Annotated in this window: 9 protein-coding genes; 1 reads left to right on the forward strand and 8 read right to left on the reverse strand. The window is 55.2% G+C overall.

Annotated elements, in window-relative coordinates:
* Positions 1–70: 70 nt before the first annotated feature.
* The 5 genes from ABD971_RS35240 to ABD971_RS35260 form a co-directional block, all read right to left on the reverse strand.
* The gene (locus tag ABD971_RS35240) at positions 71–2,602 is read right to left on the reverse strand and encodes a glycoside hydrolase family 2 TIM barrel-domain containing protein (protein WP_345328429.1); all 2,532 of its coding nucleotides are present in this window, start codon (positions 2,600–2,602) and stop codon (positions 71–73) included.
* Positions 2,603–2,611: 9 nt separating this feature from the next.
* Complete coding sequence (locus tag ABD971_RS35245; RefSeq protein WP_339941749.1) at positions 2,612–4,093, reverse strand: MFS transporter; 1,482 nt, start codon at positions 4,091–4,093, stop codon at positions 2,612–2,614.
* 102 nt (positions 4,094–4,195) lie between these two features.
* Positions 4,196–5,251: an aldo/keto reductase gene (locus tag ABD971_RS35250; protein WP_345328430.1), complete on the reverse strand. Its 1,056-nt coding sequence runs from the start codon at positions 5,249–5,251 to the stop codon at positions 4,196–4,198.
* Between the two features lie 21 nt (positions 5,252–5,272).
* A complete protein-coding gene (locus ABD971_RS35255) occupies positions 5,273–6,826 on the reverse strand; it encodes an alpha-L-fucosidase (protein ID WP_345328529.1) in 1,554 nt (517 codons plus the stop codon).
* 339 nt (positions 6,827–7,165) lie between these two features.
* Positions 7,166–8,416 (reverse strand): tagaturonate epimerase family protein, encoded by a 1,251-nt coding sequence (locus tag ABD971_RS35260; RefSeq protein ID WP_345328431.1) that lies wholly within the window; start codon positions 8,414–8,416, stop codon positions 7,166–7,168.
* 149 nt (positions 8,417–8,565) lie between these two features.
* On the opposite strand from ABD971_RS35260, the gene ABD971_RS35265 reads away from it, so the two are divergent.
* Complete coding sequence (locus ABD971_RS35265) at positions 8,566–9,459, forward strand: helix-turn-helix transcriptional regulator (protein WP_345328432.1); 894 nt, start codon at positions 8,566–8,568, stop codon at positions 9,457–9,459.
* A 299-nt stretch (positions 9,460–9,758) separates the two neighbouring features.
* Here ABD971_RS35265 and ABD971_RS35270 read toward each other — a convergent pair whose 3' ends face one another.
* The 3 genes from ABD971_RS35270 to ABD971_RS35280 are packed head-to-tail and all read right to left on the reverse strand — an operon-like array spanning position 9,759 to position 15,420.
* On the reverse strand, positions 9,759–11,825 hold the full coding sequence (locus ABD971_RS35270; RefSeq protein ID WP_345328433.1) for a hypothetical protein: 2,067 nt from the start codon (positions 11,823–11,825) through the stop codon (positions 9,759–9,761).
* A 3-nt stretch (positions 11,826–11,828) separates the two neighbouring features.
* Positions 11,829–13,037, reverse strand: coding sequence for a VWA domain-containing protein (locus ABD971_RS35275; RefSeq protein WP_345328434.1), 1,209 nt, complete (start codon positions 13,035–13,037; stop codon positions 11,829–11,831).
* Positions 13,024–15,420 carry a DUF5682 family protein gene (locus tag ABD971_RS35280; RefSeq protein ID WP_345328435.1) on the reverse strand — a complete coding sequence of 799 codons (2,397 nt, stop codon included), beginning with the start codon at positions 15,418–15,420 and terminating at the stop codon, positions 13,024–13,026. Before ABD971_RS35280 ends, ABD971_RS35275 begins: the two co-directional genes overlap by 14 nt.
* Positions 15,421–15,521: the final 101 nt, after the last annotated feature.

The raw sequence follows: 15,521 nt of genomic DNA on the forward strand, positions 1-15,521 counted from the left end.
CGAGTGCTAACGTGAATTGATAGACCGGATCACCGCCGGTCATCCTGAATGTTCTGCGAATGACCACAGGCTATTTGACCGACAATGCAAGCTCGTCCGTCGACAGACCTTCGGATTCAGCCTTGATCATGATCTCGCCAGGTTGTTTTGCCGATTGAATGATCAGCATGCAGAGCCCGTTAAACGCATCGCGATGGTCTGCGATAAAGGGAGCAGTGGTTGCCGCGTTTCCGTTGCCGACTGCGGCGATTTTGCCTGCACCTTGGACCGAAAACTGCACGCGATTGGACGCTAAGGGACAAAGGTTGCCGTCGCGATCCTCGATCCGCACGGTGACATACGACAGATCCCGACCGTCGGCCGAGATCGTGGTGCGATCGGCTTGCAGTTTGACTTGCGCCGGTGCCCCCGCTGTCTTGATCTCTTTCTGTGCAACCGGTTTACCGTCGACATAACCCACCACGCGGATCGAACCCGGCGAATAGGGGACATCCCACGACAAACGGTACTTCGTCAGCATGTGGTCCTTTTCGTAGCGGTTAAACTTGACCGGGATCTCGCTCCGGTCTTTGCCTTTGGTCTTTCGGCCCGCTGATGTTCCATTGACAAACAGTTCCACCTGTTCGCAATTGGTATAGGCGAACACAGGAATTGTCTCGTGGCCACTGTCTTGCCAATTCCAATGCGGCAGCACGTGAACCATCGGCTCGTTTGTCCATTGGCTTTGGTACAGATAAAATCGGTCTTTGGGAAAACCGCTCAGGTCGACTGCGCCAAAATATGAACTTCGCGCGGGCCAATCGGCGTTCCAGTAACCGTTGGTGCTATTGTCTTTGCCGCCGTACGGCGTCGGTTCGCCCAAATAATCAAATCCGGTCCACATGTATTCACCGAGCACCTCGGGATGCTGTGCCAATGCAGCGAACTCGATGTCCGGAGGGTAGGCCCACGGTGGACCGATGATGTCGTAGCTGGTGACTTGTTGCGATTCATGCGTTTGATATTTCTCGATCGGCAGATGGTAAACACCTCGGCTGCTAGTGCACGACGAAGTCTCCGAGCCCACGACGGGAGTGTTTGGCAGGAATTCATCGACGGCCGGCCCATAGGCCAGCGGTTTGTAGTTCATGCCCGCGATATCGACTTGCGCCGCCATCCCCGTTTTATAAGGAGCGGGGTAGTAGTTGAATCCGCATGTCGTCGGTCGAGTCGTGTCGAGGGATTTGACGTAGCCATTAAGCAGTTTGGCGATCCGATTGCCTTCTTTGGCATTGCCCTGCTCCAGTATCTCGTTGCCGATGCTCCACATAAACACCGACGGATGATTCCGGTCGCGGAGCACCATGTCCTTGATGTCACGCTCGGCCCACTCGTCAAAGAACTTGTTGTATCCGTTGGGCACCTTGGCGATCTTCCAGACATCAAACGCTTCCACCTGAACCAGGATGCCCATTTCGTCGCATCGGTCCAGTAGCGTTCGGGAGGGTGGGTTGTGGCTGGTGCGAACCGAATTTACTCCCATCTGTTTCATGATCTGCAACTTGCGTTCGATCGCGCGTGGATTGGCGACTGCGCCGAGCGGGCCGTTGTCGTGGTGTAAACAAACGCCTTGAATGCGTGTGTGTTTGCCATTCAGAAAGAACCCTCCGGCTTTCGTGAACTTTAACGTGCGGATGCCGAACCGTGTTTGCACGGTGTCAACGACGTTGCCGTGATCAAAAACGGTGGTGCGAAGCGTGTATAGCACTGGCGAATCGAGCTGCCAAAGTTGCGGATTGTCGATCTGCATTGTGGCACTCGCCATCGTATCGCCACCTGAATCGGTGGCGGTGGCGACGGTGCTTGCCACGACTTGGCCGCGGGAGGCAAGGACTTCGTATTTGGAAGTGATTGCATGGTTGTTACCCGTCGCCTTGATTTTGGTTTCAACGGCCACCGTGGCGTGATTCGTATCAATCTCGGGCGTGGTGACAAAGGTCCCCATGTGTGCAACATGGACGGTGTTTTTGTAATCGATCCAAACATCGCGATAGATTCCCGCACCGGGGTACCAGCGTGATGAATGGTCTTCGGGCGTTAGCTTGACGGCGATCACATTGGGACCGTCGGAGTTCAGATGGCCAGTAATGTCGTACTGAAATTCGATGTAGCCGAACGGCCGATTGCCAATGAAATGTCCGTTCACCCACACATGTGCGTTGTACATCGCACCTTCGAAGGTGACGAACACCAATTTGTCCTTGGCGGCGGCAGGTATCTCGAAGGTTTTGCGATACCATCCCGTGCCGTGAAACGGCAATCCGCCCGCCCGTGCGTTGTATTTGATATCGAACGGGCCTTCGATCGCCCAGTCATGCGGCAGGTCCAACGATCGCCAAGACGAATCGTCGAACCCTGGCGATTCTGCTCCCTCCGCTTCTCCTTTGTAGAACTTCCAACCCTCGTTAAACGAATGATGCGATGCAGAGGTTTCGCTGGGTTGCGATCCTTTCGCGGCTCGCATTGTGGGGGTGGCAATGACGATCATCACCACCGCGGCCAGCAGAGTCTCACGCAGCCAGATGCATCGAAACGATCGATGTTTCAGAGTTTGAAGCTTCACGAAGCTCTCCTAGGAAACGGTTTGGAAATTGGATTCCTTTTCGAATCGCGTGAACGTGCGAACGCCAAAGATGGCAATGGCGACAAAGCAGATCAACGGCAGGTAGAACGAGTTGCGGACGCCGATCGTGTCGATAAACCAACCTTGCATCAACGGCAGCAGTGCCCCACCGACGATTGCCATGATCAATCCGGCCGAGCCCAATTTGGCTTCCTCGGCCGGCAAACCTTTCAGGGCAATTCCGTAGATCGTGGGGAACATCAGCGACATGCAAGCCGAGATGAGAACCAGGCAGATCAGGCCCGTTTGGCCCGGCAGCATGATGGCGCCAAAGGTCAAAATCGCAGCGGTGACCGCCAATGCCGATAACAACTTTCCAGGGCTGACAAATTTCAACATGAACGTGCAAACGAAACGGCTGATCAAAAAGATCATCATCGCGGCGATGTTCCACGTCTGTGCCTGTGCAAGCGACAATCCGACTTGCTCCATGCCGTAGTGAATGATGAATGTCCAGCACGTGATTTGGGCACCGACATAAAACGCTTGCGCGATTACCCCTTCACGGTAATGAGCTTTGCCAAATAATCGGACCGTTAATTCACCTACCGGGGCATCGGGTTCATCCGCTGCGAAGGTGGGCATTTTGGTCAGTGCAAACAGGATCAGAAATCCAATCACGACACATGCGATCACGACGTAGGGAGTACGCACGACACCAAGGTCATGCTGTTGGATCGCTTGAAATGTCTCGGGCGATGTGACTTGCATGTTGGCAAGGGCCTTGCTGACGGCTGCGTCCAATGTTCCATATTCTTGATCGAAATCGGGCAGTCCCGATGCGTAATCCGCTTCGACATACTGCACCACCTCGGGCGATTTGGCTTCCATTTTGTCGCGGAACTCACCGACTTGCAGATTCGGCGCGATAATCGTCGATGCGACAATCATTCCGGTTAGCGAACCCATCGGGTTAAACGCTTGAGCCAAATTTAATCGCTGGGTCGCCGTTTCCGGCGGCCCCATCGCAAGGATGTAAGGATTGCAACTTGTTTCCAAAAACGCCAAACCGAACGTCAGAATATAAAATCCAGCAATGAAAATCCAAAAGTTCGTATTCAGGCTGGCCGGGATGCTCAACAGCGCGCCGAAGGCATACAACGCAAATCCGACCATGATCGCACCTTTGTACGAAAATCGGCGAATGAAGTAGGCGGCGGGCAGAGCCATTGTGAAGTAGCCGCCGTAAAAGGCGAACTGAACCAGCGAGCTCTGGGTGTTGCTGATCTGGAAAACTTCCTTGAATACTTTCACCAATGGATTGGTGATATCGTTGGCAAATCCCCACAACGCGAAACAGCAGGTCGTCAGAATGAACGCCATCAAATATTGGCGGGGGACGACTTTCGGCGGCGAGGTGTTATGCGGTTCTCCTTCGCCAGAGACTTCGGCTGCCGATTCGTAGGGCTGGACTTCAATGCCGTCGGACATAAATTCGTTCCAAAAAAGCGATGAGTTGTTCGGGGGGAAGAGAAGCGGCGGAGAGCAGCGATACCCATCGGGCTCACTATTCCGTCTGCCTCTAAAATAACGTCAATTTCCTACGAAGGGATAGCCGTTGCTGATCAGATTTGCATCTTTCATCGCCAACCAAAATTCTTGCGGTGGCTTGGTTGCGACGAGAGCGACATTTTGCTCGATCCGTGCGGGCCGACTGCTGTTCAATGCCGTCGCCAAAACCCCGGGCGGCGACATGCCAAAGGCAACGCATGCTGCGGCGGGGCTGACATCGTAACGCCCGCAAATTTCACGGAAACGTTCACGCCACGCGATCAACGCTTGGTCTTCGGCGGTGTCACCGGTCACCTTTCGGTAATCGAAAAAGTCACCTCCGGTCAGAAAACCTGCGTGAAAGACCGCCGAATTGATCACGCCGATATTGCGTTCATGCAGCGATTGGACGAAATCCAACAATTCCCGCGGATGCGTGTAAATCGTCAAGCTGGTCGCCAGCATGACCCAGTCAAGATCACACTGCTCGGCAAGTTTTTGTGAAATCCGCCAATCCTTGGACCCCACACCGATGGCGGCCACCTCGCCTCGATCGCGTAGTTCTCGCAGTGCTTGATAGGCAGCCACGACGTCGTCCCAGCGGCGTGTGCGGTCTTGGTCATCGATCGCCGCCAATAGATATTCATCGGGGTCATGCACCGATACCATCTGCGGGCGATAGCGGCCGAGTAATTCACAGCCTTGTTCCCAACAACGCAAAATCCCGTCGTAACTGATGTCTTGGACCGCATCGTGCTCGAGTCCTACCCACGCCCCGGGTTCAAACGTCGGTTCGGGCGTTTTCAGTGGCACCCGCCGCCATCCCAGCTTGTTGCTGATAACGACGTCCGACGGTTCCACGTTCAGTTCCGACAGCGCTTTTGCCATCGACTCGAGCGCCAACCCGGCGCCGTACTTGCCCGCCGAGTCGGCGGCGACAATCCCAGGCGACTGTTTGAACCATTGGGAAACGATTTCGCGTTTCACCTCGTCATCAAGGGCTTGGTACAAATTCCCCAGCGCGCTTGTGCCAAACACGATCGCAGGAATTTGTAAACCGGTAGCCCCGAGCGGCGACAGCGTGGCATTGACTTGCATCGAGAACGTCTCTTTGGAGGACTACTGAGTAACTTTCAGAACGTAGGCAAACTGCGACGGCTTTTCGGTCGGCAGCTTGACCGTCAATCCTTTTTCGTCACGAGTCCACTCGAGTTTTTGGTCTGAACCCAGCATCGTGACCGAAGCGATTTCTTCGGGGTAATGTTCGCTACCGCGGGCAAGCGTCTTGACCGTGATTTGATTGTTCTTAGGCCATGCCAATCCGGTCACATACAGGACGTTCTCACGTGTGGTGAATCGCAGGTCCTGTGCGGTAAATGGTTTGTCCTTGGATTCCGAAACGTGTCCGGTCGAAACCGCCGTGGGGCCTTCGCCGAACGTTTTCCAGTACGTGGTGTCGTAGATCGCTTCGCCGTTGATCTTCAACCAGCTGCCGATTGCTTTCAGGATCGCTTGGTCTTCATCAGGAATCGTGCCATCGGCGCGAGGTCCCACGTTCAGCAACAAGCAACCATTCTTGCTGACGATGTCGACAAGGTCGTCGACCAGACGGTCAGGCGTTTTGTAGCGTTGATTCTCGGTGTAACCCCACGAACTGGCACTGACCGCGGTATCGGTTTGCCAAAACGGCTTGCGAATCTCGGCCATTTTCGAACGCTCTTTGTCCAGCACTGCTGCGGACTCGGGGAACGCATTGAACTTGTAGTTAATGATCCCGATGTCGTCGCCTGATTTGGAGGAAGCGTTGTAGTAGTAGGCTGCAAATTTTTTCAAATGCTCGGCGTACGAATTTGCTTCGTAGGTCGTGTCGTGGTTCGGAGTGATTCCAAAGTCGAACCAGAACACATCGGGTTGATACTTGTCGATCAGTTCACACGAACGAGCCAACCAATCGTCTTTGAATTGTTGGTCTTGGGGCGGAAAGAAATTCATGTAGTCCCAAGCGTTTTCTTGGAACAAGAACGGCATTGGCCGGCCATACAGGCGTGCGTATTGAGGGTCGGCGTTGTCGAAGTCTTTGTCACGAACGTAATACATCCAGTTGAACGCACGGTGGCTGCTGACGCCAAACTTCATCCCTTCGCTGCGAACGGCTTTGGACAGTTCCGCGATCACGTCCCGTTTCGGACCCATTTCGGTTGCGTCCCACTCGGTGAACGAGCAGTCGTACATGGGGAATCCGTCGTGATGTTCCGCCACGGGGATGACGTAACGAGCACCCGTGTCTTTGAACAGTTTGGCCCACTGGGCGGCATCAAACTTTTCGGCTTTGAAATCGGGAATGAAGTCTTTGTAGCCAAACGTCTTCTGAGGCCCGTACGTTTCGATGTGATGCTTGTAGAAGTTGTCGCCACGTCGCTCTTGCTTGATGTACATTTGCCGCGGGTACCACTCGCTGCCGAACGCAGGCACGCTGTAGGCACCCCAGTGGATGAAGATGCCGAATTTGGCGTCTTTGTACCACTGCGGAATCTCGTAACCTTCCAACGAGGACCACTCGGCTTTGAACGGTCCCTTGTCGATCACCGAATTGATCTTGGCGATCGAAGGTTCGACTTGAGGGTGCGGCAGGGTTGCAGGGTGCGGTGATTCAGCGTACGACACGCTCGTCATCAACACCGCGATCGCGGCGACATACGTACTTTTCGAAAACATATTGGCTCTCTGTAAAAGCGTCAGGGATGATTTTGATCGGGAGATGCCAATCATTGGCGGGGGACCGCCTCAGGAACGGTCCTGCAAAATGGCACGGATCCAGTTCGTGCCGTAGAAAAGAGCTTGGGGTGCAGCAGTGTATTGTGCTTAGTGAGCCGCGACGCGTAAGCGGCCGGGTATCACGCTGCTACCCGGGGCCTTACGGCCAACGGCTCACCCGGTACTTCGCGTAACGGAAGTCTGTGAGCAAACTTCATTACGCGTACTTTGATTGCGAGCCTTGTCTTGACTCGCGTTTTAACCGACGAACAGCGGACGCAAGTGACGTTCGTAAATGTTCTTGGTCACTTCGTTGCCGACAATCTCTTCGTTCTTTTTCAGCAGATCGGTGTAACGATCACCATGTTTTGCCGCGACCTTGAACGAGACGTGAAGCAGTTGACGCATGTGGGCGTTAAAGTGCTCGTTGTCTTGGATGTGACGGATCGCACTGGCCAAACGAGGCCCCGACCAACCGTTGACGGTTTCCGCGTCAGGCAGTTTGCTGTTGTCGATGTCGATTACGCTGGCGTAAGGAGCACAGAACTCTTCGACATGCTCGAGTGCATACGCGTAGATCTCCTTTGCTAACGCCAGCCCATCGCCACCGGCTTCGGCCAATCCGATGATCTCTTCGAGCCACGTCGTGCCTGCGGTCTTGATGTGCAAACCGGCACCAGTGCGTTGCAAGCACTCGCGGATGATCGGATACAGACTGAATTTATCGCTGCCGCTATGAACGCTTAGCTTCAACGTCTCGGGCAAACCGTAGGCTTTTACCGCGTGAGCGATCACGGCAACGTCGTCGTTGAATTCACGCTCGAACTGCTGCAAATCGCCGACGTAGTCGACGCCTTTGTTGAAGCGGCCGGTGAATTTTGGTGCGATCGTTTGTACAGGGACTTTTTCGTCCGCAATCGCAGCCAGGATGACCAACAACTCAGGTGGCGTTTGCGGCGAATCGGTTTCGTCCATCGAGATCTCGGCGATCACGTTGTCGGCGCCTTTCGCCTTGGCGATGTGTCGATAAATTTCGCCCGCTTCTTTCACCGCCAACAAATACTGCTCGGCGACCCGTTGGACGTCTTCTTTGCTGACTTCTAGCGGCGAAGACAAGCCATCGAGGGTCAAGGTGCCGACAAGCTCGGGGTGACGATCGACAAACGCGGTGATGTCCTCTTGGGATGCCGCTTTGCCAATTGAATCAGCAACGTCAATGGTAAAGAAATCGCTACAGGGGATGAATGGATCGACGGTTGCAAGTTGAATATGGTCGGCATCGACGTGCCAAGGCTTTTTCCAACCTCGGGTTTCAATCGCATTTTTTGCAGCGTCGTAAACGCTTTGCGGCTTCGATCCGACAAACGTGTGCTCGCGATTGGACTTGTTCCATACCGGCGCGACGTCCACGCCGTCTTTGGCAAGTTGCTCGAAAGCACGTAATTGAGCAGCCGCTTGATGCGCAAAACGGTCGCCAACGCCAAAGGTGAATTTTTCAATAACGAGCATCTATCTCTCTTTAATGGTGGGATTAAACAGTGTTATTTTGCCAAGCGTTCGCCGGCAGCCCATAGCCGAGGTTGACTTTTGCATGTCAATTCTTAACCTGGGTAGGGGATAAGTTACGCGATTCACCCCCCGCAAACAACGAGACGCCGGTGACGACGGACAAGCGATCGACGAAAGAGCCCGATTTTGTCTCGGTCCAAGTTTCTAAGGCTCGGCGTTATTACCTGAACTTGAACCCCTCGGTTTCCGCCGCGATTGCGGTGGTGTGTGGGGGCGTCGAGCGAACGCGGACTGAATATGTCGTCCAGCGTGATCGTTTCCCCTATTTTGGCATCGAAATGGTGACCGAAGGACGAGGCGAATTAACGCTTCGCGACCGCAATTTTGCCTTGTCACCGGGCATCATGTTCGCCTATGGGCCCCAGACGCCGCACCGGATTGCGAACGTGCCGCCATCACAGATGCGGAAGTTTTATGTCGATTTTGTCGGTCATGAAGCAGAGGCTGCTCTAAGGACAGCTGGCCTTCTCGATGGCAAACCGCTCCGCGTGACCCGGATGCACGAATTAGTCGAGCTGTTTGAGATGTTGGATCACGAGGCTCGTGGCGATAGCGACGTGGCCGGCGAGGTCTGTGAACATCTGCTGCGTTTGATGTTGGTCAAAGTCCGCCAATGTTGTCTGGCCGAAAGCCCGGCGATGCCGCGAGCCTATGCCACGTACGAACGTGTTCGCGAATACATCGAAACGCATTACCTCGAACTGCATACCGTCGAACAGGTCGCGGCGCAGTGTGACATCACGCCGATTCATTTGTCACGATTATTTCGCCGCTTTGGTGGCGTCGGAGCGTATCGTTTTCTACTTCGCAAAAAAATGAATCGGGCTGCCGAGATGTTGCTCGAAGATCGCTTGCTGATCAAAGAAGTCGCCGAGCGGCTCGGTTTCTCCGATGCATTCCAGTTCTCGCGAGCTTTTAAACGCGTCTACGGTATCCCGCCAAGACAACTCGTCCGTTCAAGATTGTCTTCGTTCGAAAGCTAGGCACCGATCCCATCGATTTTGTTAGCGGTGCGGCGCAAGCCGCCCGGTTTCGTTGCCTCGCAAAACGCCAGGTGCCTCGTGCTAGAGGTTGCGCAATTCTTCTGTCACCTCTCCCAAACGAAGTTGGGTAGAGGTCGAGCAGAGCCTTCAGCGATTGCTCGGGTGAGGGCTGTCCGCGCAAGTTGAGGCGAACTGCAAGTCAAGTTGCGCGGTCGGCCCTCACCCGAACGAGGCCTATGGGGCCCGTTCGACCTCTCCCGAGCTGATGCTCAGGCGAGGTGCCTTGCGCCGAATGGGGGCTACTCCAGCAGTCGACTGAACATGCATAACTGAACAGTCGTTCGTGCTGCTATCGCAGGGTTCCAGCGAACTTGGTTCATCCGCTTGCAAAGCTCGTCGCGCAACCGTTCAATCGGCTGGTTCAGTCGAACGAACCCGAGTCGCTGAGCCGCTTCGGATAACGCTTGCCATTCCTTGGCATCGGCTTGGCTAAGTCCCGTCAACAGGATTTCGCTGAGATGTATATTCAGTGTCGTCAGAAATTCTTTGATCGTCGACTGCGGCGATGTCAACTCGCTGTCCTCTGAACTCGCTTCAGCCTGGACTTCCCCGCGGCCGCCTAGCCAAGTCGACACAGCTTGACGCGTTTGGTCGGCCGATTCAAATACGATCGAGATCGGTTCGATTTCAAGTTGCTGGTGTACCCAACGGACATGACCACAGACAAAACGTGCGTCGTTGCCATGGGTGGCCAGCATGTTGCTCAATTCCGTGAACCCCGCATCACCGCGATGATGGTAAGGAAAGATGATCCGGGCGGTCTCGGAATTTGTATCGTGCATCGTCGCGGTCAACTGTTGATGGACGACGTCAAAATCCGAATCGCTGATCCGCGTGACTTTCAATACGTGCAGGTTTTCAGTGTGCCGCAGCGGTCTCAACCAATCCGGTGGCAATCGTTCGAATCGTTCCCGCGCTTGTTGAAAATGGTCGATCGCCAGCGGAGGTTGCAGTTGTTCCCATTGGAACGTTTGCGGATTGATCGTCAATTTCCCGCTGCCACGCGGCAGAATCAATTCGTCGGTCGCGGTCCGTTTTCCCGAACCAAGCATCATTTGCGACATTGCCGCCGCGCCCAACGACACGCCGCGGCTGAGTGAATGGGCCGCCAATTCCTCAAAGGATTTCGCCGTTTGCTGTGATTCCGGATCCGGGTCGGCGAACACCCGCTGCACCGCGACCACGGTGCCGGTATCGACGTCTTGGAAATAGGCGAGCATCTTGGTTTGTGATCGTCCGGGGCGAACGCCAAGCCCGAGCCCGACAAACCGCCCGGCCTTGATGTCGGTGCGGCGATCCGATTTGTTGCCGCGCACCAGCGGCTGAGGCACCGATCCATTTTGTGAGCGAATCGACCGCGACCGTGCGATCAACTCGCCTACCAACCGCACCGTTTCGAGGGGACTGAATCTCGCATCCTTCTGAGCGTAGCATTCATGTTGGTGGATCAATTGCAGCACCAGTTCGGCGGGCCATACCAAGCCGCACCCACGTAACTGTTTTTCCAGCCGCGATAAACGCTGAGGCCACGTGGCACTGCAGCCGGACATCCCATCGCTGCAAAGATCGATGATCAGTTCCTCAAGTCGGTCGAGTTCATCGCTTGGAATGGGCAACTCGTTTTGGCCTAATGAGATCAGCCCGGCGTTTCGTTTGGGATCCAGTTCGCGGAACGCCCACACCGCCATCGCGGTCCACTGAGGCAGCATCGCCGCGGCACAATCCGCTCGTGCATAGCGTGCATCGCCCGGCACAGGAAAACGGACGGTACACGATTCGTGCAAAAATCGAGCGGTCGGTTTCTCGCCACGCGTCAGCTCGACCAACACGCCATCGTCAAACACTTTCCTCGCCCGCGTGATCGTCGCCTTGCGAAAATGTTGGACTAGATCGTCGTCACTGATTTGACCCGGATCCCAAGCGGACGATGATGCGGTGGTGTTTTGATCTTCGTTGACCGTGGTTACATCGGTGTCAACTTCGTCGGTCTCGCCTTTGTCGGCCGGGGCAGCGTTCGCGACATGACGTTGATATGCCAGGACGGATCGAATCACATGGCGGCTGATCCCGATCGAGCCGCTCGAACATTTGGCTTCGTGAATGGTTTGCCCCGATACGAATTGGCACACGGTCCCGTCGGACCACGTCACGATTAAATCGTGAACGGCGGAATCGTCCTCGGATTCGTTGATTTCGTAACTCCACTGACCTTCGTCCAATTCGCGTTGGGCTCGCTTCACGGTGCCACGGTTGGTCAGTGAGGCCAAATCGTCACTGGATAACGAGAGCAGATCGACTCGAGTCATGGTTTACGCCCGCACCTTTTCGGCAACCCAATTGGCCAATTCACCGGGAGTCATCGCCGCGACGTGCCAGCCGATTTTGACCATTTGAGCCGCGACTTGTTCATCGTACGTCGGATCGGCTTGCCCATCCAAGGCGGCCAAACCTAAACACGTCACGCCACTTTCGACTAATTGGCGAGCGGCGGAATAGAGCCGCCCGGTGGGTCCGCCTTCGTAAAAATCGGTGATCAGTGCGACGATCGTGCGTTGCGGGTTTTCCACCAATGTCGATGCATACGCGACCGCTTGCCCGATGTCGGTTCCACCACCGAGTTGCACTTTCATCAATGTTTCGACAGGATCGAGGATCTGGCCCGTCAAATCGACGACCGACGTATCAAAAATGCAAAGGTGGACCTTCATCATTTGCATGATGTAAAACACCGCCGCCGTGACGGCCGAGTGGATCACGCTATCGAGCATGCTGCCCGATTCATCTACCAGGATAATGATTTGCCAACGATCGACTTGCCGCCGCACGCGTGAGTAGAAGTACGGTGTTTCCACCAGCACGCGTCGCTCGACGGGATCGTAGTGTTTCAAGTTGCGTCGTAACGTCGTTTGAACATCAAAGTTTTTAGCAATTCTCAAAAACGAACGATGGCGTCGATCCACCGATCCTTGAAACGCACTGCGAACCTGTTCGGCCATTTCTTCCATCAATTGCTCGACCGCCTTGCGAACAAGTTGTTGTGCCGCCTTTAACACGTCTTGGTTCATTAGGTGCTTGGTTCGCAGCACCGCTTTCAGCAGAGTTTGGTTGGGTTGAGCCCGCGCTAGCACATCGGGGTTGGTTACCATTTCGTCGAGTTGATACCGCTCGAGTGCATCCTTTTCCAAACGCTCGATAGTCGACTTGGGGAATAGTTCGTGGATTTGGTTGATCCACTCCGGCACGGTCAACGAGCTGGCGTCGAGGCTGCCGGAGCGATTACCGTCCTTGCCCCGCACGTTTTTCCCACGTCCTTCACGATCATACAGAAATCCTAAGCATTCTTCTTGCAGTTGTTCCTGATGCGACAACGCCCCACACAATTGTTCGCTGCCCGATCCCATTACTAATCGCCAACGCGACTGACGTTGGGCCAATGTTTCGGGCGCCGCATCCTCGTTCGGCGGTGTCGCTTCGGAGGTCGCGGGCGAATGATCGTCGTGTGAATTAGAGTCGGCCATCGATTTGCTCCAGTCCGTATTTGGCAATCGCCTCGAAAAGACGGTCCTCGATCGCCAGCGATTCAGCCGCCGTCGCCTCGTCGGCCGGCAAGAGGTTCAGTGGCTTGGAGGGTTTCAGTCCAAGGGAATCGAACAGCGTGGACAGCATGTGATGCTTTTCTCGCGGCGTGAAGGAGGTGAACGCCAATCGCAGCGATGGCAACGCGGTTTGAAATTCGTCGCCGCCAAACCGCAACAACACTTGGTCGATCGAACGAACCAGCGGCGGATGCCGCTGAGCGACCTCGCGGGCGAGCGTGAACAAGCCGTTTAGGAAATCGCCAAGATGGTCAGGATTGGCGAAAAACATCAGATCCTTCAGCACTCGATCGGGGCTGGCTTGGCCGATCGTCCACAGGATGCCTGCTGCTGCCCCTCGGACCGCGGGCGGTTTGTGCGCGTCCGCTTGCATTCGCGTCAACACGCTCGCGAATTCGTTTTCGGCCAGTTCCAGCACGTCGCCGACACGTCGATACGCTTCCAGCATCGCTTGCATGCCTCGCAAAATCGAGCCATCCGCCGGCGTTTGCTTTCCGATCGACTCGAGTAACCACAGCGATCGTGAAAACGATTGACGCACCAGATTTTGCAGCTGAGGCAGTCGCGTCGTCCCAAAGGCTTCGTCGAAACAAAACACGTATAACAAATGTCCGAGCGATTGAGCGACTGCGACAAAGCGAGGTTCCGATGCAATCAGACGCTCAAGGGATTCGAGCAGCGGTTTTGATAGCGACTCGACGCCACACTGAGATGCCTTGACTAACAATTCCGCTGCCTTCGCGGCGTCACGCTGCTGGCGGTTGGATTGTTCGGTTAAACACGCCGCAACCGCCTCGGCGATCGTGATGCCGTAGCGAGATGCTTCGATACAGGACGATTCAAACTCGGGAGTCCATCTGCGGTTCCACGTTTCCCAGAGCCTCTCTAGTTCGTCACGGGCGAGAAAGTCGGTTCCACCGTCGCGCCGAAATCCTTTGATCTCCAGCACACTCAATTGGTGCAGCAGCCGACTTTTTCGCACATCGGCAGCATCCAAAAGATCCAGTTCGATCGATTCACTTCGCCGCGTCGGTTCGAGCCCGAGCATTTCGAGTTGGTGTTGGATTTCGCGAACCAGCGGAGGAATGCGAATCCCGCTTGCCAACCGCCCACGCTGGTCACCACGCAACACCGCATGCACGGCATCGATGAACGGCGATTCGCAATCGTATTCCAATTCATCTTTGATCAACGATGATGTTACCGCGTCGATCAGGTCTCGTCGCCATACATGTTGCCGCCCCCGAAGTGCTGCAAGTGCCCGAGCCGACGTTTCGACTGCGATTAGGTCCGCCGTGCTGAGTGTCTGTTTGCGTTGGCGAAGCGCAGTGACCAAGTCGGTCAACAACGGTTGGTGGTCAAAGGTTGTGTCTTGATTTCGTTGCGACCAAGCATGGTGGTAAAACCCTGGACTCGGCATGCCTGCATTGTAGCCGGTCAGATTGTCGAGTCGTTCGTACGAATACGTCGTCAGTGCGACTCCACGATCGATGATCGCCGCGATCACCGCCTGTGACGCTTCGCTGGGCTGTGGATCGTCGATCCCCGCGCACGCGTAGCCTTCGTTTCGAGCCAGCAATGCACTGCTGTGAAATCCGCCAGTCACGACCAGTGTTTTGCCACTCGTTTGCGTTGACGTTTTAGCAATTTGCTCCGCCATGAACGCTTCGCGTCGGCGGTCGCTCACACTGACGCTGGGTTCCCAAGTGCGGATGTTCCAGCACAACGAATGGGTGCGACGCAAATAATCGGCGAGTTCAAGCGTCCGATGCGATTCGATCAGTCGGTCCCAAAGATCGTCAAAATCTTCGACTTGCAGCCGCTCGCACAACGCGTTGACATAACGTCCACGACGAAGTTCCGCGTCGGCGTAACGGTGTGAGGCACGTTCGTCCCCCGCACTTTCGGACCACGGCAGATCGATGAAACGAACCTCGGCATCGATACGATGCCCGTGTTGAATTGCGACCCATTCCGGCGAATATTCGCAAAACGGATAATAGACGCCCTGATGAATCAGTTCGGTTTCGGCTTGACTATCCGCGACTGCCACGCCCGCTCGAAAGTAGCTGTAGATTGCGATCGGCAATTGGTGCTCGAGCAAGAGTTCGTCGAGATGCTCGTTGTAGTCGCTGGGGCCTTCGATCAACACCGCGGTCGGTTTGAGCGACTCGATCAGCTGAGCGATCAACATCGCGCACGCCGGGCTGTGGTGCCGCACGGGGAAATAGACCACGTCCGCTGTGGTGTCACATAGCCGATCGATCAGCGGTTGATCATCCGGTGCTGGATCACGTTTTGGCATCCGACGTTATTTTCTTTTCAAAAATCCGGTTGCGATTTTTCGAGGACACATCTTCGCTAAGGACCGTAGGAACATTAAAGGGTGGCATAACTCGTAGCGGA

The organism is Novipirellula rosea, assembly GCF_039541335.1.
GTDB lineage: Bacteria > Planctomycetota > Planctomycetia > Pirellulales > Pirellulaceae > Novipirellula > Novipirellula rosea.